This is a genomic window from Neisseria shayeganii, from assembly GCF_014054965.1.
Classification (GTDB): Bacteria; Pseudomonadota; Gammaproteobacteria; order Burkholderiales; family Neisseriaceae; genus Eikenella; species Eikenella shayeganii.
In genome coordinates this window covers 2,258,321-2,279,906 of the sequence record NZ_CP059567.1, presented here as the reverse complement: position 1 = coordinate 2,279,906, position 21,586 = coordinate 2,258,321, and the positions used below count along the sequence as shown (strand labels likewise).

Genomic DNA, 21,586 nt, shown 5'->3' with positions numbered 1-21,586 from the left:
TTGGACTGCCTCATGCCCCTGTTCCGCCTGCACCGCCCCACCGCCCGGCACGCCTTATTGCTGTTGGGCATGATTGTGCCCTTGAGTGTGGCGGTGGCCGTTGCTTCACTGCTGTCTGCGCGCGGCGATTTTGCGTTTGAAACGCCGCTGATGTTGGCCGTACACCGCCATAGCGCCGGCACCCTGCTGGAGCAGTTGGCCCTGCTGTTGCATTGGTTGGGCAAATGGCCGTCGGCCACCCTGATGACGCTGTGTCTGGCCGCTTATGAATACCGCCAGCGGCGCGGCGGACGGGCGGTATTGGTGTTGGCCGGAACCGGCTTGTCCACCGCAGTCACTGCAATCGGCAAAGTGTTTTTTAACCGTGCGCGGCCGGAACTCTGGCCCAGGCTGGTAGAAGAGGCCAGTGCTTCCTTTCCCAGCGGCCACAGTGCTTTTGCGGCGGCTTTTGCGGTGTTGTGGATGATTTTGTATTGGCACACGCCGCAGCGCGGTAAAGTGGCGGCAGTGGCGGGATTGCTGTTGCTGTTGGCCGGTTTGTCCCGCGTGGTGCTGGGCGTGCATTATCCGACTGATGTGTTGGTAGGCTGGATGGTGGGCGGGGTGTCGGTGCTCGGCGTCTATGCGGTGATGAGCACGGGGCGGCGCAAACAGGCTACCTGAAAACAGCAGCAGGCGTTCAGGTAGCCTGAAGCCAAAACATCCTGCTCTTAAACAATTCCGGTTAATTGGCTCAGTAAGAAATTCAGCAAAGCAGAAAGCATCAGCATGAGCATGGCAAAAAAAAATGCCAAACACCAAAATCAGGTCCGCATCATCGGCGGTACGCATCGCGGCCGCAAACTGTCGTTTGCCGATGCCGATGGACTGCGGCCGACGCCCGACAGCGTGCGGGAGCGGCTGTTTAATTGGTTGGGCCAGGATTTGAGCGGCCTGAATGTGTTGGATTTATTCGCCGGCAGCGGGGCTTTGGGTTTTGAAGCGGCGTCCCGTCATGCCCGCCAAGCGGTGTTGGTGGAAAAACACCGTGCCACCGCCGCGCATTTGGTGAAACAGGCGGAAGTTTTGTCTTTGCAGGATAAGGTGCAAACCGTGCATGCCGAGGCTTTGGCGTTTTTGGCACACAACCGCATTCGCTTTGATGTGGTTTTTCTCGATCCGCCGTTTGCTTGGCAGCAATGGCCGGCACTGTTTGCGGCTTTGCCGGCCAGCTTGGCCGAAGAGGCTCAGATTTATTTGGAGGCCGGCCGCCTGCCCGTTTTGCCGCCCGGCTTCGAGACGCGCAAGGAAGGTAAAGCCGGCATGAGTCGCTATGTGCTGCTGCGCTACTTGGCCGGCAATCAGGCTATTTAATAATTGTTATCAAAGAGAAAAATTCAAAATACGGGCTACCTGAAACAAGGGGTTGTGCTATAATCCCGCGCCTTCGGTTTTGGATCATTGAAAATTTAAGGAACAACAGCATGTCCCTCTTTATTACCGACGAATGCATCAACTGCGATGTGTGCGAGCCGGAATGCCCGAACGACGCGATTTACCAGGGCGATGAAATTTATGAAATCGAGCCGGATAAGTGTACCCAGTGCGTGGGCCATTACGACGAGCCGCAATGTCAGCAAGTGTGCCCGGTGGATTGCATTCTGATTAATGAAGAAGCGCCGGAAACCCAAGAAGAATTGATGGCAAAATACGAGCGTTTGATGGCGGCCAAATAATGCCGGCCAGATTTTGCGCTGTAAGCGGCAGTAAAATTTAAATCATAAATCGAATTACTTAGCGAGTAACTGCAAAAAAAATGTTTCCCAAGGCTTGACGCCGACGGTATCGCTAATTATTATGCCGCTCTCTTTTCGGTGGGATTCCCGAGCGGTCAAAGGGGGCAGACTGTAAATCTGTTGCGAAAGCTTCGAAGGTTCGAATCCTTCTCCCACCACCATAATCCAATCACAATTGGGGCAGGCGAAAGAGTAAGTGCGGGTGTAGCTCAATGGTAGAGCAGAAGCCTTCCAAGCTTACGGTGAGGGTTCGATTCCCTTCACCCGCTCCATAAAAAATGTAACAATTTGGCCCATGTAGCTCAGGGGTAGAGCACTCCCTTGGTAAGGGAGAGGCCGGCAGTTCAAATCTGCCCATGGGCACCATCTCAAAAATTCCCTGTTGATTTCCATTTATTTAAGCTTAATAGGATATTTGCCATGGCTAAGGAAAAATTCGAACGTAGCAAACCGCACGTAAACGTTGGCACCATTGGTCACGTTGACCATGGTAAAACCACCCTGACTGCGGCGTTGACCACCATTTTGGCCGAAAAATTCGGCGGTCAAGCCAAAGGTTACGACCAAATCGACAATGCCCCGGAAGAAAAAGCCCGCGGCATTACCATCAACACCTCTCACGTAGAATACGAAACCGAAACCCGCCACTACGCCCACGTAGACTGCCCGGGCCACGCCGACTACGTGAAAAACATGATTACCGGTGCCGCCCAAATGGATGGCGCCATCTTGGTGTGTTCTGCTGCCGACGGCCCCATGCCGCAAACCCGCGAACACATCCTGCTGGCCCGCCAAGTGGGCGTACCTTACATCATCGTGTTCATGAACAAATGCGACATGGTGGATGACGCCGAACTGCTGGAACTGGTGGAAATGGAAATCCGCGACCTGCTCTCCAGCTACGACTTCCCCGGCGACGACTGCCCGATCGTACAAGGTTCCGCCTTGCGCGCCCTTGAAGGCGATGCCGCTTATAAAGAAAAAATCTTTGAACTGGCCGCCGCCTTGGACAGCTACATCCCCACGCCCGAGCGTGCCGTAGACAAACCCTTCCTGCTGCCGATCGAAGACGTATTCTCCATCTCCGGTCGTGGTACCGTGGTAACCGGTCGTGTAGAGCGCGGCATCATCAACGTGGGTGACGAGATCGAAATCGTCGGTCTGAAAGACACCCAAAAAACCACCTGTACCGGCGTGGAAATGTTCCGCAAACTGCTGGACCAAGGCCAAGCAGGCGACAACGTCGGCGTACTGTTGCGCGGCACCAAACGTGAAGAAGTGGAGCGCGGTCAAGTATTGGCCAAACCCGGCACCATCACCCCGCACACCAAATTCAAAGCCGAAGTGTACGTATTGAGCAAAGAAGAAGGCGGCCGTCATACTCCGTTCTTCGCCAACTACCGTCCCCAATTCTACTTCCGCACCACCGACGTGACCGGTGCCGTGACCTTGGAAGAAGGCGTGGAAATGGTTATGCCCGGTGAAAACGTGACCATCAGCGTTGAGCTGATCGCCCCGATCGCCATGGAAGAAGGCTTGCGCTTTGCGATTCGCGAAGGCGGCCGTACCGTAGGCGCCGGCGTGGTTTCTTCTATCATCGCTTAATGAAGGTTTTAGGCCAGTAGCTCAATTGGTAGAGTATCGGTCTCCAAAACCGAGGGTTGGGGGTTCGAGACCCTCCTGGCCTGCCAAAATCGGACTAACCGGCCCCGTGCCGGTTAGTCTTTTCTTTTACAGAGAAAATTCCTGAATGTATTTAAGGTAATCACAATGAGTGGTCACAAGCAGAAGACGAAAGAAGTGACAGCGTCACCTAAAATGTCCAAACAAGAGTTGCGCCAAAAGGAGCAAGCCGAGCAGCAGCGGAGCAAAAGAAGCGATATGGCTAAGCTGGCTTTGGCTGCCATTTTGTTGCTTGCAGGTGTTTGGGGGTATTATGCCCAGCCGCAATGGTCGGTTTATTTGCGGGCGCTGTTTCCTTTGGCTGGCGTCATTTTGGCCGTGGCCATTGTTTTCTTTTGGTGTGATTTAGGGCGGAATCTGGTTCGTTATGTCAAAGGCTCTATTACCGAGGTGAAAAAGGTAGTGTGGCCGACCAAGAATGAAACATGGCGCAATACCTTGTTTGTTTTGGTGTTTACCGCCTTGATGACATTTTTCTTGTGGGTGGTCGATAGCATTCTGGCGTGGCTGTTCTTGTTAAATGCATAATGAAAAAGAGGTGGAAAAATGTCGAAACGTTGGTATGTAGTACAAGCCTATTCCGGTTTTGAAAAAAATGTCCAAAAAACTTTGAAAGAACGGATTGCTCGAGAAGGGATGGAGGGCTATTTTGGTCAGATCCTTGTTCCGGTTGAGGAAGTGGTGGATATCAAAAACGGACGGAAGACGGTAAGCGAACGTAAGTTTTTTCCCGGCTATGTTTTGGTTGAAATGGAAATGACCGATGATTCTTGGCATTTGGTAAAAAGCACCCCTCGCGTTAACGGCTTTATCGGCGGTACCGCCAATCGGCCCTTGCCTATTTCCCAGCGTGAAGTGGAGGCCATTATGGCCCAAGTCGGCAGTGGGGCTGCTGGCGAGAAAAAGCCCAAGCCACGTGTTGAGTTTGAAGTTGGTCAGCAGGTTCGGGTGAATGAAGGTCCTTTTGCCGATTTTAACGGTTTAGTGGATGCGGTGGATTATGAGCGCAACAAGTTGCGCGTGTCGGTGCAAATTTTCGGGCGCGAAACCCCGGTGGAGTTGGAATTTGCCCAAGTAGAAAAATTGTGATGCAAAAAGCACACAGATTTGCCAGGCATAATTGTGTGCTTTAATTGATTAATTTCAGATTCAAGCTTATAATGCACGGCTTGACTTTTTGGGGAGCAGATATTCTTCTGCGCAATACCCGTTTTTAGGAGTGTAATACAGTGGCAAAGAAAATTGTCGGCTACATCAAACTGCAGATTCCTGCAGGTAAAGCCAATCCTTCTCCGCCCGTCGGTCCGGCTTTGGGTCAACGCGGCTTGAATATTATGGAGTTCTGCAAAGCGTTTAATGCGGCAACCCAATCTATGGAGCCGGGTCTGCCGATTCCGGTGGTGATTACTGCATTTGCAGATAAATCTTTCACTTTTGTGATGAAAACGCCGCCGGCAACCATTCTGCTGAAAAAAGCAGCTGGTTTGCAAAAGGGCAGCTCCAATCCGCTGACCAATAAGGTAGGTACCGTAACCCGTGCGCAATTGGAAGAAATTGCCAAAATCAAAGAGCCCGATTTGACTGCGGCTGACTTGGATGCGGCGGTACGTACGATTGCAGGTTCTGCCCGCTCAATGGGCTTGGATGTGGAGGGTGTGTAATGGCTAAAGTATCCAAACGTTTGAAAGCATTGCGCGCCTCTGTTGAAGCTAACAAGCTGTATCCCGTTGACGAAGCGATTGCTTTGGTTAAGCAGGCTGCAACCGCCAAATTCGACGAGTCGATTGATGTGTCTTTTAACTTGGGCGTGGATCCCCGGAAATCCGACCAGGTAATCCGTGGTTCGGTTGTGTTGCCTAAGGGCACCGGTAAAACCACCCGCGTGGCTGTCTTTACTCAAGGCGCCAATGCTGAAGCAGCCAAAGCTGCCGGTGCCGACATTGTCGGTTTTGAAGATTTAGCGGAAGAAGTGAAGAAAGGCAATTTGGATTTCGATGTGGTGATTGCTTCTCCGGATGCCATGCGCATTGTGGGTCAGTTGGGCACCATTTTGGGTCCGCGCGGCCTGATGCCTAACCCCAAAGTGGGTACCGTGACGCCGAATGTGGCTGAAGCGGTAAAAAATGCCAAAGCCGGCCAAGTGCAGTACCGTACCGATAAAGCCGGTATCGTACACGCCACCATTGGTCGCGCCTCGTTTGCCGAAGCCGATCTGAAAGAAAACTTTGCGGCCCTGCTGGATGCCATCATCAAGGCAAAACCGGCGGCAGCCAAAGGCCAGTATCTGAAAAAAGTGGCTCTGTCCAGCACCATGGGCTTGGGCGTGCGTGTAGATACGGCTAGTGTAAACAGCTAATCAAATTTTCAGGTAGCCTGTTATCGGCAGGCTACCTGAAACATGGGCTACTTAAATCCAATTAAGTAGATGTCCAAGACCGTAGGGATCTTTAGATTTAATTGTATTGTTTGCACCCTACGCAGACGGTAGTCCTGAAGTATGCGCAAGTACTTTGCTTGCAAAATGTCTTTTCAGGTTGCCGCGCTGGTGAAGCGCCTCATGGGTGCTTCGTTGATAAACAGTGGGAGGTAGACCTTGAGTCTCAATATTGAAACCAAGAAAGCAGCCGTAGAAGAGATTGTTGCCGGTATCAGCAACGCTCAAACTATGGTGGTTGCTGAATATCGCGGTATCAGTGTTGCCAGCATGACCGAACTGCGTGCCAACGCACGTAAAGAAGGCGTATATCTGCGCGTTCTGAAAAACACATTGGCCCGTCGTGCGGTTGAAGAAACTTCTTTTGCCGGTTTGGCCGATCAAATGGTTGGTCCGCTGGTTTACGCTGCATCGGAAGATGCCGTAGCCGCCGCAAAAGTGCTGCACCAATTCGCGAAAAAAGACGACAAAATCATCATCAAAGCCGGTTCTTACAATGGCGATGTGCTGGATGCTGCCCAAGTGGCCGATTTGGCTTCCATCCCCAGCCGCGAAGAACTGTTGTCCAAGCTGCTGTTCGTTATGCAGGCCCCGGTTTCCGGTTTGGCTCGCGGTTTGGCTGCTTTGGCAGAGAAAAAAGCCGGCGAAGAAGCCGCTTAACATCCGATTTTGTTTCATTCAGAAAAATTTATCTTTTTATCAATATTTAGGAGTTTGATAGCATGGCTATTACTAAAGAAGACATTTTGGAAGCCGTTGGCAACCTGACCGTTATGGAACTGAACGACTTGGTGAAAGCGTTCGAAGAGAAATTCGGCGTATCTGCTGCTGCCGTTGCTGTGGCTGCCGGTCCTGCTGCTGGCGGTGCTGCTGCTGCCGAAGCCAAAACCGAATTTGACGTGATCTTGGCTTCTGCCGGTGACCAAAAAGTAGGCGTGATCAAAGTGGTTCGCGCGATTACCGGCCTGGGCTTGAAAGAAGCCAAAGACATGGTTGACGGCGCACCCAAAACTGTTAAAGAAGGCGTGTCTCAAGCCGAAGCTGACGACATCAAAAAACAATTGGAAGAAGCCGGCGCGAAAGTGGAAATCAAATAATTCCCGCGCAGCAAAAAGGCTGGCAGTTTTACTGCCAGCCTTATTTCGCTTGGCATTACCGAAAAGTGAAAAGTTTGCAAAAATTTACAAATCAAATTCGATTTGTGTGTAAATTTTTGAAAATTATTCAGACCGAAGTCAGCGAGTCCCGCCAGTCAATTGTCTGTGTGGGCAAATGCTTTCGGTTACCGATGGATTTTGAACTCAGTCTTTTATCATCTGGAGCGAGCCAATGAGTTACTCTTTTACCGAGAAAAAGCGCATCCGCAAAAGCTTTGCCAAGCGCGACAGCGTGCTGGAAGTTCCTTATCTGCTGACCACGCAGTTGGAGTCATACAGCAAATTCCTGCAGCAAAGCCGTCCGTTTGACCAGCGTGCGGATGAGGGTTTGCAGGCGGCATTCAATTCGATTTTCCCGATTGTCAGCCACAACGGCTATGCACGTTTGGAGTTTGTGCATTATGTTTTGGGCGAGCCCCTGTTTGACATTGCCGAATGCCAACTGCGCGGCATCACTTATGCGGCCCCTCTGCGCGCCCGCATCCGTTTGGTGATTTTAGATAAAGAATCATCCAAGCCCAATGTGGTGAAAGAAGTGCGTGAGAATGAAGTCTATATGGGCGAGATCCCCTTGATGACGCCTTACGGCTCTTTTGTGATTAACGGCACCGAGCGCGTGATCGTGTCTCAGCTGCACCGTTCCCCGGGCGTGTTTTTCGAGCACGACCGCGGCAAAACCCATTCTTCCGGCAAACTGTTGTTTTCTGCGCGCATCATTCCCTATCGCGGCTCTTGGTTGGATTTCGAATTCGATCCTAAGGATTTGCTCTATTTCCGCATCGACCGCCGCCGCAAAATGCCGGTAACCATTCTGCTCAAAGCGCTGGGCTACAGTCATGAGCAGATTCTCGATACTTTCTACGATAAAGAAAACTTTTATCTCTCTAAGGACGGTATTGAGACGGATTTGGTGTTGTCTCGTTTGAAAGGTGAAACCGTCAAAGCCGACATCACCGATGCCGAAGGCAAAGTATTGGTGGCTGCCGGCAAGCGCGTGACTGCCAAGGCCATTCGCGACATTGAAAAAGCCGGTCTGAAACGCTTGGCGGTTGAGCCGGACAGCCTGATCGGCAAAGTGCTGGCCAAAGACGTGATTGTGCCGGATACCGGCGAAGTATTGGCCACCGCCAACAGCGAAATCACCGAAGAATTGCTGGCTCAGTTTGATATCCACGGCATCAGCGAAATCCAAACCTTGTATATCAACGAGTTGGGACAAGGCGGCTATATTTCCGCCACCTTGCGTACCGACGAGACGGCAGATCAGGCGGCTGCCCGTATTGCCATTTACCGCATGATGCGTCCTGGCGAGCCGCCGACCGAAGATGCAGTGGAGCTGCTGTTCAACCGTCTGTTTTTCAATGAAGACAGCTACGATTTGTCGCGTGTCGGCCGCATGAAATTCAATACCCGCACCTACGGTCAGAAATTGAGCGATGTGCAGCAGGAGTCTTGGTACGGCCGACTGCTGAACGAAACCTTTGCCGGTGCGGCCGAAAAAGGCGGCTTCGTTCTGAGCGTGGAAGACATCGTGGCTTCCATCGCCACTTTGGTGGAGTTGCGCAACGGGCATGGCGAAGTGGACGACATCGACCACTTGGGCAACCGCCGTGTGCGTTCGGTGGGTGAATTGACCGAAAACCAATTCCGTTCCGGCTTGGCGCGCGTAGAACGTGCGGTCAAAGAGCGTTTGAATCAGGCGGAATCGGAAAACCTGATGCCGACCGATCTGATCAATGCCAAACCGGTGTCTGCAGCGATTAAAGAGTTTTTCGGCTCCAGCCAACTCTCCCAGTTTATGGATCAAACCAACCCCTTGTCGGAAGTGACACACAAACGCCGCGTTTCCGCTTTGGGCCCGGGCGGTTTGACCCGTGAGCGTGCCGGCTTCGAGGTGCGCGACGTACACCCGACCCACTACGGCCGCGTGTGTCCGATTGAAACCCCAGAAGGCCCGAACATCGGCTTGATCAACTCCTTGTCGGTGTATGCCCGTACCAACGATTACGGTTTCTTGGAAACTCCGTACCGCCGCGTGGTGGACGGCAAGGTCACCGACCAAATCGATTATCTGTCGGCTATTGAAGAAGGCCGTTACGTGATCGCTCAGGCCAACGCCGAATTGGACGACAAAGGCTACCTGAAAGGCGATTTGATCACCTGTCGTGAAAAAGGTGAAACCATTGTGGCCACGGCCGACCGCGTACAGTATATGGACGTGGCCACCGGTCAGGTGGTGTCGGTGGCGGCTTCTCTGATTCCCTTCCTGGAGCATGACGACGCCAACCGTGCCTTGATGGGCGCCAACATGCAGCGTCAGGCCGTACCGTGCCTGCGTGCAGAAAAACCCTTGGTGGGCACCGGCATCGAACGTGCGGTGGCGATTGACTCGGCCACCGCGATCGCGGCCCGTCGCGGCGGTGTGGTGGAGTATGTGGACGCCAACCGCGTGGTGGTGCGCGTACACGACGAAGAGGCGGTGGCCGGCGAAGTGGGTGTGGATATTTACAATCTGGTGAAATTCACCCGCTCCAACCAGTCCACCAACATCAATCAGCGTCCGGCCGTGAAAGTGGGCGATGTGCTGCAACGCGGCGACTTGATTGCCGACGGCGCTTCCACCGATTTGGGCGAATTGGCTTTGGGTCAGAACATGACCATCGCCTTCATGCCGTGGAACGGCTACAACTACGAAGACTCGATTCTGATTTCGGAAAAAGTGGCTGCCGACGACCGTTACACCTCCATCCACATTGAAGAACTGAACGTGGTGGCCCGCGATACCAAGCTGGGTGCCGAAGACATTACCCGCGACATTCCCAACCTCTCCGAGCGCATGCAAAACCGCTTGGACGAGAGCGGCATCGTGTATATCGGTGCTGAAGTGGAAGCCGGCGACGTGTTGGTGGGCAAGGTGACCCCCAAGGGCGAAACCCAGTTGACGCCGGAAGAAAAACTGCTGCGCGCCATCTTCGGCGAAAAAGCCTCGGACGTGAAAGACACCTCGCTGCGTATGCCCACCGGCATGAGCGGTACGGTGATCGACGTGCAAGTCTTTACCCGCGAAGGCATCCAGCGCGACAAACGCGCCCAATCGATTATCGATGCCGAGCTGAAGCGCTACCGCCAAGACTTGAGCGACCAATTGCGTATTTTCGATGCCGATGCGTTTGACCGTATCGAGCGCCTGATCGTGGGCCAAAAAGCCAACGGGGGCCCGATGAAGCTGGCCAAAGGCAAAGAGATCACGGCCGAATACCTGGCTTCTCTGCCAAGCAAGCACGACTGGTTCGACATCCGTCTGGCCGATGAAGAGCTGGCCAAACAACTGGAACTGACCAAGCTCAGCCTGCAGCAGAAACGCGAAGAGGCCGATGCCCAGTATGAAGTGAAGAAGAAAAAAATGACCCAGGGCGACGAGCTGCCGCCGGGCGTCCAAAAAATGGTGAAGGTGTTCATCGCCATCAAACGCCGCCTGCAGGCGGGCGACAAAATGGCCGGCCGCCACGGTAACAAAGGTGTGGTATCGCGCATCCTGCCGGTGGAGGACATGCCGTATATGGCAGACGGCCGCACCGTTGACATCGTGCTCAATCCCTTGGGCGTACCGTCGCGGATGAACATCGGCCAGATTCTGGAAGTGCATTTGGGTTGGGCCGCCAAAGGCATCGGCCAACGCATCGACAAAATGCTGGCCGAGCAGCGCAAAGTGAAGGAAATCCGTACCTTCTTAGACAAGCTGTATAACAGCGGCGGCAAAAAAGAAAACCTGAAATCGCTGAGTGATGAGGAAGTGTTGGAGTTGGCGGCCAATCTGCGCAACGGCGCCACCTTCGCCTCGCCCGTGTTCGACGGTGCCAAAGAGGAAGAAATCCGCGCCATGCTGGATTTGGCCTACCCGAGCGACGACCCCGAAGTGCAAAAACTGGGCTTTAACGACACCAAAACCCAAATCACCTTGTACGACGGCCGCTCCGGCGAACCGTTCGACCGCAAAGTGACGGTGGGCGTGATGCACTATCTGAAACTACACCACTTGGTGGACGAGAAGATGCACGCCCGTTCAACCGGTCCGTACTCTCTGGTGACCCAGCAGCCCTTGGGCGGTAAAGCCCAATTCGGTGGCCAGCGTTTCGGTGAGATGGAGGTGTGGGCGCTGGAGGCTTACGGCGCCGCCTACACCCTGCAGGAAATGCTGACTGTGAAATCGGACGACGTTACCGGCCGCACCAAAATGTACGAAAACATTGTCAAAGGCGAACACAAAATCGAAGCCGGCATGCCGGAGAGCTTCAACGTATTGGTGAAAGAAATCCGTTCGTTGGGCTTGGATATCGACATGGAGCGCTATTGATCACGCCCCGCCGCTTTCAGGTAGCCTGAGAGGCTACCTGAAAGCCCTATGCCGATTATCCGCCCTGCCTAGGGCAACAGAATATGACTCTTCCTCATAAGGAGCAAAAATGAAAGCCTTGTTAGATTTGTTCAACCCCCTGCAAACGGCCGGTGTGGACGAAGAATTCGATGCCATCCGCATCGGCATCGCTTCGCCCGACACCATCCGCGCATGGTCTTACGGCGAAGTGAAAAAACCGGAAACCATCAACTACCGCACCTTCAAGCCCGAGCGCGACGGCCTGTTTTGCGCCAAAATTTTCGGCCCGGTGAAAGATTACGAATGCTTGTGCGGCAAATACAAGCGTTTGAAATTCAAAGGCGTGACCTGTGAAAAATGCGGTGTGGAAGTGACCTTGTCCAAAGTACGCCGCGAACGCATGGGCCACATCGAATTGGCCGCGCCGGTGGCCCACATCTGGTTCTTGAAATCCCTGCCTTCCCGTTTGGGCATGGTGTTGGACATGACGCTGCGCGACATCGAGCGCGTGCTGTATTTCGAAGCCTTTGTGGTCACCGACCCCGGCATGACCCCGCTGCAACGCCGCCAGCTGCTGACCGAAGAAGATTATTACAACAAGCTGGAAGAATACGGCGAAGATTTCGACGCCAAAATGGGTGCCGAGGGCATTCGTGAATTGTTGCGCAGCTTGGACATTGCCGCCGAAGTGGACATTCTGCGTCAGGAGTTGGAGAGCACCGGATCGGAAACCAAGATCAAAAAACTGGCTAAGCGCCTGAAAGTATTGGAAGCCTTCCTGCGCTCCGGCATGAAGCTGGAGTGGATGATCATGGATGTGCTGCCGGTGCTGCCGCCCGATTTGCGCCCGCTGGTGCCTTTGGACGGTGGCCGCTTCGCCACTTCCGATTTGAACGACCTTTACCGCCGCGTGATCAACCGCAACAACCGCCTGAAACGCTTGTTGGAACTGAATGCGCCCGACATCATCGTGCGCAACGAAAAGCGTATGCTGCAGGAAGCGGTAGATTCCCTGCTCGACAACGGCCGCCGCGGTAAAGCGATGACCGGCGCCAACAAACGTCCGCTGAAATCGCTGGCCGACATGATCAAAGGTAAAGGCGGCCGTTTCCGTCAAAACCTGTTGGGTAAACGGGTGGACTATTCCGGCCGTTCGGTGATCACCGTGGGCCCCTACCTGCGCCTGCATCAATGCGGTCTGCCGAAGAAAATGGCCTTGGAGCTGTTCAAGCCCTTTATCTTCCACAAACTGGAAATCCAAGGCTTGGCCGCCACCGTGAAAGCCGCCAAGAAACTGGTGGAGCAGGAGGTGCCGGAGGTGTGGGACATCCTGGAAGAGGTGATCCGCGAACACCCGATTCTGCTCAACCGTGCCCCGACCCTGCACCGCTTGGGTATTCAGGCTTTCGAGCCGATTCTGATCGAGGGCAAAGCCATCCAGCTGCATCCCTTGGTGTGTGCCGCGTTCAACGCCGACTTCGACGGCGACCAAATGGCGGTACACGTGCCCTTGAGCTTGGAGGCGCAAATGGAAGCCCGCACCTTGATGCTGGCCTCCAACAACGTGTTGTCGCCCGCCAACGGCGAGCCGATTATCGTGCCTTCGCAAGACATCGTATTGGGTCTCTACTACATGACCCGCGACAAAATCAATGCCTTGGGCGAAGGCAGTCTGTTTGCCGATGTGCAGGAAGTGCACCGTGCCTACCACACCAAACAGGTGGAGTTGGGCACCAAGATTACCGTGCGTCTGCGCGAATGGGTGAGAAACGAGCAAGACGAGTTCGAACCGGTGACCACACGCTACGAGACCACCGTCGGCCGTGCCCTGCTCAGCGAAATCCTACCCAAAGGCCTGCCGTTTGAGTACATCAACAAGGCACTGAAGAAAAAGGAAATATCCAAGCTCATCAATGCTTCGTTCCGCCTGTGCGGCCTGCGCGACACGGTGATTTTTGCCGACCACCTGATGTACACCGGCTTCGGTTTTGCGGCCAAAGGCGGCATCTCCATCTGCGTGGACGACATGGAAGTGCCGAAAGAGAAAGCCGCCCTGCTGGCCGAAGCGCAAAGCGAAGTGAAAGAAATCGAAGACCAATACCGCCAAGGTTTGGTGACCAACGGCGAGCGCTACAACAAAGTGGTCGATATTTGGGGCCGCGCCGGCGACCGCATTGCCAAAGCCATGATGGACAACCTTTCCAAGCAGAAGGTGCTCGACAGCGAAGGCAAGGAAGTGGAGCAGGAGTCGTTCAATTCCATCTATATGATGGCCGACTCGGGCGCCCGTGGTTCTGCCGCCCAGATCAAACAGCTTTCCGGTATGCGCGGCTTGATGGCCAAGCCGGACGGCTCGATTATCGAAACGCCGATCACTTCGAACTTCCGCGAAGGCCTGACCGTATTGCAATACTTTATCGCCACCCACGGTGCGCGTAAGGGTTTGGCGGATACCGCTTTGAAAACCGCTAACTCAGGCTACCTGACCCGCCGCTTGGTGGACGTGACCCAAGACTTGGTGGTGGTGGAAGACGACTGCGGCACCACCGACGGCTTCGTGATGAAAGCCGTGGTGCAAGGCGGCGATGTGATCGAGCCGCTGCGCGACCGCATTTTGGGCCGCGTGACCGCCGCCGATGTGGTGGATCCCGCCAACGGCGCCACTCTGGTGGAAGCCGGCACCCTGCTCAACGAGCAGATGGTGGACTTGATCGACCAATCCGGCGTCGATGAAGTGAAAGTACGCACCCCGATTACCTGTAAAACCCGCTACGGCCTGTGCGCACACTGTTACGGCCGTGACTTGGCGCGCGGCAAACTGGTGAACACCGGCGAGGCGGTGGGCGTGATTGCCGCCCAGTCGATCGGTGAGCCAGGTACCCAGCTGACCATGCGTACCTTCCACATCGGCGGTGCCGCTTCGCGTGCCGCCGCCGCCAGCCAAGTGGAAGCCAAATCGAACGGTACCGCCCGCTTCAACAGCCAGATGCGCTATGTGATGAACAACAAAGGCGAACTGATTGTGATCGGCCGTTCCTCCGAAGTGGTGATTCACGACGACATCGGCCGCGAGCGCGAGCGTCATAAAGTGCCTTACGGCGCCACCCTGCTGGTGCAGGACGGCTCGGGAGTGAAAGCCGGCCAAACCCTGGCTACCTGGGATCCGCATACCCGCCCGATGATTACCGAACACGCCGGCCGCGTGAAGTTCGAAAACGTGGAAGAAGGCGTTACCGTTACCAAACAAACCGACGAAATCACCGGTTTGTCCACCTTGGTGGTAATCGACGGCAAACGCCGCAGCGCCGGCACCAGCAAATTGCTGCGCCCGACCGTGAAGCTTTTGGACGAGAACGGCGAAGAAGTGAAAATGCCGGGCACCGAAACCGCCATCTCCATGGCCTTCCCGGTGGGCGCCATCATCACCGTGCGTGAAGAACAAGAAGTGGGCAAGGGCGACGTGTTGGCGCGTATTCCGCAAGCCTCGTCCAAAACCCGCGACATTACCGGCGGTCTGCCGCGCGTGGCCGAGCTGTTCGAAGCCCGCGTACCCAAAGACGCCGGCATGTTGGCCGAAGTGACCGGTACCGTGTCTTTCGGTAAGGAAACCAAAGGCAAACAGCGCCTGATCATCACCGATTTGGACGGCGTGGCCCACGAGACCCTGATTTCGAAAGAGAAACAGATTCTGGTGCACGATGGCCAAGTGGTGAACCGCGGCGAAACCATTGTTGACGGTTCCGTGGATCCGCACGACATTCTGCGCCTGCAGGGCATCGAAGCGCTGGCCCGCTATATCGTGCAAGAGGTGCAGGAGGTTTACCGCCTGCAAGGTGTGAAGATTTCCGATAAGCACATCGAAGTGATCATCCGCCAAATGCTGCGCCGGGTGAACATTGCCGATGCCGGCGAAACCGGTTTCATCACCGGCGAGCAGGTGGAGCGCGGCGATGTGATGCAGGCCAACGAGCGTGCGGTGGCTGACGGCAAAGAGCCTGCCCGTTTCGATAACATCCTGCTCGGCATCACCAAGGCCTCTTTGTCTACCGACAGCTTTATTTCGGCCGCCTCCTTCCAAGAGACCACCCGCGTGCTCACCGAAGCCGCGATCATGGGCAAACAGGACGATTTGCGCGGTTTGAAAGAAAACGTGATTGTCGGCCGCCTGATTCCGGCCGGTACCGGTTTGACCTACCACCGCAGCCGCCGCCGCGCATGGCAGGCACATCACGAAGCCGAAGTGAACGAACAAGTGGACGAAGCCGAATAAGGCCGACCTGCTGTGAAAAAACCGCCGCTTCCCGATTGGGCGCGGCGGTTTTTCAGTATCGGTCTGACCACAGCATTTTTTCTTGAAGAGGCCGTAGGAAGCAAAAATCATGCTCCAAAACCGATTGCTAATCCTAGCGGAGTCGGTTGCTTCTTCTTGATATTTTTGATATTTTCGTGTCAAAATATGCAAACGGAAGTAAATTCCAATAAAAACAACTATTTATGATTCCAAGCACCTTTGTTAAATCCATTCAGAACATCATGCGCGGCGACGCGGGCATTAACGGCGATGCGCAGCGTATCGAGCAGATGACCTGGCTGCTTTTCCTCAAAATCTACGGCAACAAAGAACAAAACTGGGCGCTGATCGAAGACCGCTACCAATCCATTATTCCCGACGAGTACCAATGGGAAAACTGGGCAAGCGACCGCAAAGACGGCCGTGCGCTCACGGGCGACGCGCTGTTGCGTTTCGTCGATCAGGAATTAATCCCCGCACTGAAAAGCCTGCGCGTAACCGAGAGCACCCAACGCCGCCACCTTATCGTGCGCGATGTGTTTGAAGACGCCAAAAACTTCATGAAAAACGGCACGCTGCTGCGCCAACTGATTAACGAAATCGACGCCATCGATTTTGACAGCAGCAAAGAGCGCCACGCCTTTGGCGACATTTACGAAACCATCCTGAAAAGCCTGCAAAGCGCGGGCAATGCGGGCGAGTTTTACACCCCGCGTGCCGTTACCGACTTTATGGTGCAGATGATTGATCCCCAATTGGGCGAAAGCGTGGCCGACTTTGCCTGCGGCACCGGCGGCTTTTTGGTGTCCGCCTTGAACCGCCTGGAACCGCAAGTCAAAACCGTAGCAGACCGACAGACCCTCAACGCCGGCCTGTACGGCGTGGAGAAAAAACCGCTGCCGCACCTGTTGGCGATTACCAACCTGCTTTTGCACGACATCGACAGCCCGCAAATCCGCCACGGCAACGCACTGGAATACAACGTGCGCGACTACGGCGAGCGCGACCGCCACGACATCATCTTGATGAACCCACCCTACGGCGGCACCGAGCTGAACATCATCAAGCAGAACTTCCCCGCCGAACTGCGCTCCAGTGAAACCGCCGACCTCTTTATCGCACTGGCTTTGTACCGCCTCAAAGCAGGCGGACGCGCCGCCATCATCATTCCCGACGGCTTTTTGTTCGGTAACGACGGCGCCAAAACCGCACTCAAAACCCGCCTGCTCACTGATTTCGACCTGCACACCATCGTCCGCCTGCCCAAAAGCGTGTTTGCGCCCTATACCCCTATCACCACCAATATCCTGTTTTTCAACAAACTCCAAGCCGGCAAAACGCCGTCTGAAAGACTTTGGTATTACCGCGTTGATATCCCCGCCGACCGCAAAGCCTTTTCCAAAACCAAGCCCATGCAGCTTGCACACTTTGCCGAGTGCATGGCGTGGTGGCACAACCGCAGCGAAATCCAAGACCCCGACCGCGAAAGCTATCAAGCCAAAGCTTTTGACAAAGCCGAACTGCTTGCAGGCGGCTGCAATCTGGATGTGTGCGGCTACCCCAACGACGAAACCGAAGTACTCAGCCCCGCCGAGACCATCGCCCGCTACCACGCCGAACGCAGCCGATTAAACCGCGAAATCGACGCGCGATTGGCGAATATCCGCACGCTTATCGGGCTTTCAGACGGCCTTGACTTGGATGACTTGAATCAGGGGGGCGAATAATGCACACCCCGCAACTTGCCGACAACCTGCGCCGCGCCCTGTTGCAGGCCGCCATCGAGGGCAAACTCAGCGAACGCCAAGCCGACGATGGTCACGCCCGGGATTTGCTTAAGCAGATTCAAGCCGAAAAAGCCGCTTTGGTTAAAGCAGGCCGTCTGAAAAAAAGCAAAGCGCTGCCTGAAATCGGCGAAGACGAAAAACCGTTTACCATTCCGGAAAATTGGGTTTGGGTTAGGTTGGGGGAGGTTATTTTCCTAAAATCAGGGCAGGATTTGACGCCGTCTGAATACAGTTCAACCGCCGATGGCATTCCTTATATTACAGGGGCAAGTCATTTTAATAACGGGCAATTAAACATTAGCCGATGGACAAAATTTCCAAGAAGCGTTGCAGAAAAAGGCAGCTTGCTATTTACTTGTAAAGGTACGGTTGGAGAAATGGCTTTTTTACAAGAAGAGAAAGCACATATCGCACGGCAAGTCATGGCAATTACATCCGTTGGCAATAAAGTTGAACTCGCTTTTATAAAAATCATTTTGCAATCGTATGTAACGCAAATTAAAGCCGGTGCAAAAAGCATGATTCCGGGGATTGGTAGGGATGACCTTTTACTTTTACTAATCCCCCTCCCGCCCCTAGCCGAACAAGCCCGTATTGTTGCCAAGCTGGATGCGCTGCTGGCCGAAACCGACGCACTCAAGGCACAGGAAACCACACTGGCCGACGTACAGAAAAATTTCCCCAAAATGTTGCGTGCTTCGTTGTTGCAGGCGGCGATTGAAGGCAAGCTCACCGAACGGGAAAGCGGAGACGGCCACGCTCAAGAACTGCTCGCCGCCATTCAAGCCGAAAAAACCGCTTTGATTAAAGCAGGCCGTCTGAAAAAAAGCAAAGGGCTACCTGAAATCGATGATGACGAAAAACCGTTTGCCATTCCGGAAAATTGGGTTTGGGTTAGGTTGGGGGAGATAGCTCAAATTAACCCGCGCAACAAAGCGGATGATGAAACAGTTGCCGCATTTGTACCGATGAACTTGTTAAATGGCGGTTTTCAAAATTCGTTTTCTTTTGAAGAACGTGCTTGGAAAGCAATCAAAAAAGGTTACACGCATTTCGCAGAAAACGATGTTGTGATTGCCAAAATCACGCCTTGTTTTCAAAACAGAAAGTCCGCCGTTATGCGCGGTTTGCCGAACAAAATCGGCGCAGGAACAACTGAATTGCATGTCTTGCGCCCTTATTCGGAGAAAGTAATGCCCGAGTATCTTTTGCTGATTGCAAAAAATGCCGCATTTATTTCCGACGGCGTTGCCAATTTCACAGGCACGGCAGGGCAGCAGCGAGTTAGCTCAACCTTTGTCGAAAATTACCCAATCCCCCTCCCGCCTCTAGCCGAACAAGTCCGTATTGTCGCCAAGCTGGATGCGCTGCTGGCACAAATCGAACCCTTGGAGAACTTATCATGAGCCGCAAACCCCAGCTCACCGAAGAAGACACCAAGCTGCGCCACATCACGCCCGCCATTGAAGCGGCGGGTTGGGCGAAAGAGCAAATGTTGATGGAGTATTTCTTTACCGACGGGCGCGTTCAGGTGCACGGCAAAACCGCCCGTCGCGGCAAGCGCAAAAAGGCCGATTATCTGCTCACCGCGCCTAACCGCCGCCTGCCGCTGGCGATTGTCGAAGCCAAAAGCCGCGATAAAACGCTGGGCGACGGGATGCAGCAGGCGATCGAATATGCCGAGATTTTGGACATTCCCTTTGCCTATACCAGCAATGGCACGGGATTTTTGGAGCACGACCGCTTGACGGGCGTTGAGCGCGAATTGGCGCTGGACGAATTTCCAAGCTACGGCGAACTGTGGGCACGTTTTTCGGGTGAAAGCGGGCTTTCGGATACCCAGCAGACGCTGTTGCAGTCGGATTATCATTTTGATACCGACAAGCAAACCACGCCGCGTTATTACCAGCGCATCGCCATCGACCGCACCGTGGCGGCCATTAGCGGCGGGCAAGAGCGGGTGCTGCTCGTGATGGCAACGGGTACGGGCAAAACCTACACCGCCTTTCAAATCATTTGGCGGCTGATGCAAAGCGGGCAGAAAAAGCGCGTGCTGTACCTTGCCGACCGCAACATCTTGATCGACCAAACCATACAAAACGATTTTCGCCCGCTGAAAAATAAAATCACCAAAGTAGAGCACAAAAAGCTCGACAGCTCGTATGAGGTGTATATGAGCCTGTATCAGCAGCTGGCGGGTGATGTGGGCGAAGAGCCGTTCCGCCAGTTTAAGCCTGAATTTTTCGATTTGATTGTGGTGGACGAATGCCATCGCGGCAGCGCAAGAGACGAATCGCAATGGCGCAGGGTGCTGGATTATTTCAAGAGCGCAACCCATTTGGGGCTGACCGCCACGCCCAAAGTGAGTACGGAAGCGGACAATATTCACTATTTCGGCGAGCCGGTGTACACCTATTCGTTAAAACAGGGCATTGAAGACGGCTTTTTGGCGCCGTACAAAGTCATCCGCGTCGGCCTTGACAAGGATTTGCAAGGCTGGCGGCCGCCCGTGGGCACCACCGACACCGACGGCGATTTGGTGGAAGACCGTGTGTATGAGCGCGAAGATTTCGACCGCCATTTGATTATCGACGAGCGCACCGCTGCCGTTGCCCGCCGCATTACCCGCTGGCTGGAAGAGAACGACCCGTTTGCCAAAACCATCGTCTTCTGCACCGACATCGACCACGCCGAGCGGATGCGTCACGCTCTGGTGAAAGAAAACCGCGAGCGGATGAAAGAAAACCCCAAATACATCATGCGCATCACCGGCGACAACCCCGAGGGCAAAGCGCAGCTGGATAATTTTATCGACCCCAACGAGCGTTATCCCGCCGTGGTCACGACGTCCAAGCTGATGACCACGGGCGTGGACTGCAAAACCTGCAAGCTGATTGTGCTGGACAACGAAATCAAATCGATGACCGAGTTCAAGCAAATCATCGGGCGCGGCACGCGGATTAACGATGCCTACGGCAAGCAGTATTTCACCATCATGGATTTTAGGAACGTAACCAATCTGTTTGCCGACCCCGAGTTTGACGGCGAGCCGGTGTCGGTAACGGACGATAGCGGCGATGATGCGATTGTTCACGATGTACCCGACGGCGGAAGGCCGTCTGAAAACGGCGAAGAACAGGCGGACGGCGGCGAAACAGGCGACGAAGGTTTTGTTCCGCCTGAAGACGAACCGAAAAAGAAAAAAGTGCGCGTACGCGGCGTGGACGTTACCATTTTGAACGAGCGCGTGGAAATTCTCGATGAAAACGGCAGGCTGATCACCGAAAGCCTCACCGATTACAGCCGCCGCAATATCTTGAACCAATACGCTACGCTCGACGTATTCTTGCAGGCGTGGAACGATGCAGAGAAAAAACAGGCGGTGCTGGACGCGCTGGAAGATGTGGGCTTGACGGTGGAGATTTTGCAGGAAACCTACGGCAAAGCAGAGGGCATCGACCCTTTTGATTTAATCCTGAATATCGCCTACAACCGCCCCGCCATGACCCGAAAAGAACGCGCCCGCCGCTTGGAAAAAGACGGCTTTTTGCAGGCATACAGCGAAGAATGCCGCGCTGTGTTGAGCGCACTCTTGGACAAATACATGAACGAAGGCATCAGCCTCGAACAAACCGCCATTTTGCAAAACGCCCCGTTCAGCGACATCGGCACGCCGATGAAGATTGTTTCGCTGTTCGGCGGCAAACGCGAATACGAGCGCGCGATAAGGGAAGTGCAGCGGCATCTGTATCACATTCCGCCCGATCTGCTGTATCAACGCGGCACAGGGGCGCGGTTGGGAAGGTAGCGTTGGAGATAAAGAGACTGCTGGGGAGGGCATGGGCATGATATGCCGAAAAAAGCTAAGCCCTATTTACCACCGTTGTTTTGTGGGAATGGCGGGAAATGATTGTGATGCTGTGCCAAGAGACGGAGCGGACTGACAAGGGGTTGCAGCCGAACCTATTCAGGCATATGAGACCTTTGCAAAACCCCCATCTGCGGCGCATTTCTGCGTTGTGCGCTGCTCGCTCACTTGCCTATCTATGTGATATGTCTGCATTCGCTGCGCTGCTACGCCTTG

At 54.3% G+C, this 21,586-nt stretch carries 15 protein-coding genes and 4 tRNA genes; all 19 read left to right on the top strand.

Annotated elements, in window-relative coordinates; all coding sequences use genetic code 11:
* Positions 1-12: 12 nt before the first annotated feature.
* Positions 13-663, top strand: a complete 651-nt coding sequence (locus tag H3L94_RS11200; RefSeq protein WP_182122051.1) for a phosphatase PAP2 family protein — start codon at positions 13-15, stop codon at positions 661-663.
* A 111-nt stretch (positions 664-774) separates the two neighbouring features.
* A complete protein-coding gene (gene rsmD / locus H3L94_RS11195; RefSeq protein ID WP_182122050.1) occupies positions 775-1,353 on the top strand; it encodes a 16S rRNA (guanine(966)-N(2))-methyltransferase RsmD in 579 nt (192 codons plus the stop codon).
* Positions 1,354-1,463: 110 nt separating this feature from the next.
* Positions 1,464-1,715 (top strand): YfhL family 4Fe-4S dicluster ferredoxin, encoded by a 252-nt coding sequence (locus H3L94_RS11190; protein WP_009119210.1) that lies wholly within the window; start codon positions 1,464-1,466, stop codon positions 1,713-1,715.
* Positions 1,716-1,852: 137 nt separating this feature from the next.
* Positions 1,853-1,936, top strand: a tRNA-Tyr gene (locus tag H3L94_RS11185).
* A 37-nt stretch (positions 1,937-1,973) separates the two neighbouring features.
* A tRNA-Gly gene (locus tag H3L94_RS11180) sits at positions 1,974-2,047 on the top strand.
* Positions 2,048-2,066: 19 nt separating this feature from the next.
* Positions 2,067-2,141 (top strand) — tRNA-Thr (locus H3L94_RS11175).
* A gap of 54 nt (positions 2,142-2,195) precedes the next feature.
* A complete protein-coding gene (gene tuf, locus H3L94_RS11170) occupies positions 2,196-3,380 on the top strand; it encodes an elongation factor Tu (RefSeq protein WP_182121945.1) in 1,185 nt (394 codons plus the stop codon).
* Positions 3,381-3,390: 10 nt separating this feature from the next.
* A tRNA-Trp gene (locus H3L94_RS11165) sits at positions 3,391-3,466 on the top strand.
* A 79-nt stretch (positions 3,467-3,545) separates the two neighbouring features.
* Entirely contained in the window at positions 3,546-3,986 is a 441-nt protein-coding gene (gene secE, locus H3L94_RS11160) for a preprotein translocase subunit SecE (protein ID WP_182122049.1), read from the top strand.
* A gap of 18 nt (positions 3,987-4,004) precedes the next feature.
* Positions 4,005-4,547 carry a transcription termination/antitermination protein NusG gene (gene nusG / locus H3L94_RS11155; protein WP_182122048.1) on the top strand — a complete coding sequence of 181 codons (543 nt, stop codon included), beginning with the start codon at positions 4,005-4,007 and terminating at the stop codon, positions 4,545-4,547.
* Positions 4,548-4,687: 140 nt separating this feature from the next.
* Positions 4,688-5,119, top strand: a complete 432-nt coding sequence (gene rplK / locus H3L94_RS11150) for a 50S ribosomal protein L11 (RefSeq protein WP_182122047.1) — start codon at positions 4,688-4,690, stop codon at positions 5,117-5,119.
* Positions 5,119-5,814 carry a 50S ribosomal protein L1 gene (gene rplA, locus H3L94_RS11145; protein ID WP_182122046.1) on the top strand — a complete coding sequence of 232 codons (696 nt, stop codon included), beginning with the start codon at positions 5,119-5,121 and terminating at the stop codon, positions 5,812-5,814. Before rplK ends, rplA begins: the two co-directional genes overlap by 1 nt.
* Before the next feature lie 237 nt (positions 5,815-6,051).
* Positions 6,052-6,552 carry a 50S ribosomal protein L10 gene (gene rplJ / locus H3L94_RS11140; RefSeq protein WP_182122045.1) on the top strand — a complete coding sequence of 167 codons (501 nt, stop codon included), beginning with the start codon at positions 6,052-6,054 and terminating at the stop codon, positions 6,550-6,552.
* Between the two features lie 62 nt (positions 6,553-6,614).
* The gene (gene rplL, locus H3L94_RS11135; protein WP_009119204.1) at positions 6,615-6,989 is read left to right on the top strand and encodes a 50S ribosomal protein L7/L12; all 375 of its coding nucleotides are present in this window, start codon (positions 6,615-6,617) and stop codon (positions 6,987-6,989) included.
* 232 nt (positions 6,990-7,221) lie between these two features.
* Positions 7,222-11,403: a DNA-directed RNA polymerase subunit beta gene (gene rpoB / locus H3L94_RS11130; RefSeq protein WP_182122044.1), complete on the top strand. Its 4,182-nt coding sequence runs from the start codon at positions 7,222-7,224 to the stop codon at positions 11,401-11,403.
* 109 nt (positions 11,404-11,512) lie between these two features.
* On the top strand, positions 11,513-15,694 hold the full coding sequence (gene rpoC, locus H3L94_RS11125; protein WP_182122043.1) for a DNA-directed RNA polymerase subunit beta': 4,182 nt from the start codon (positions 11,513-11,515) through the stop codon (positions 15,692-15,694).
* A 224-nt stretch (positions 15,695-15,918) separates the two neighbouring features.
* On the top strand, positions 15,919-17,442 hold the full coding sequence (locus H3L94_RS11120; protein WP_182122042.1) for a class I SAM-dependent DNA methyltransferase: 1,524 nt from the start codon (positions 15,919-15,921) through the stop codon (positions 17,440-17,442).
* Positions 17,442-18,908, top strand: a complete 1,467-nt coding sequence (locus H3L94_RS11115) for a restriction endonuclease subunit S (protein ID WP_182122041.1) — start codon at positions 17,442-17,444, stop codon at positions 18,906-18,908. Before H3L94_RS11120 ends, H3L94_RS11115 begins: the two co-directional genes overlap by 1 nt.
* Positions 18,905-21,310, top strand: coding sequence for an EcoAI/FtnUII family type I restriction enzme subunit R (gene hsdR / locus H3L94_RS11110; RefSeq protein WP_182122040.1), 2,406 nt, complete (start codon positions 18,905-18,907; stop codon positions 21,308-21,310). The genes H3L94_RS11115 and hsdR overlap by 4 nt, the downstream gene beginning before the upstream one ends.
* The last annotated feature ends 276 nt before the right edge of the window (positions 21,311-21,586 follow it).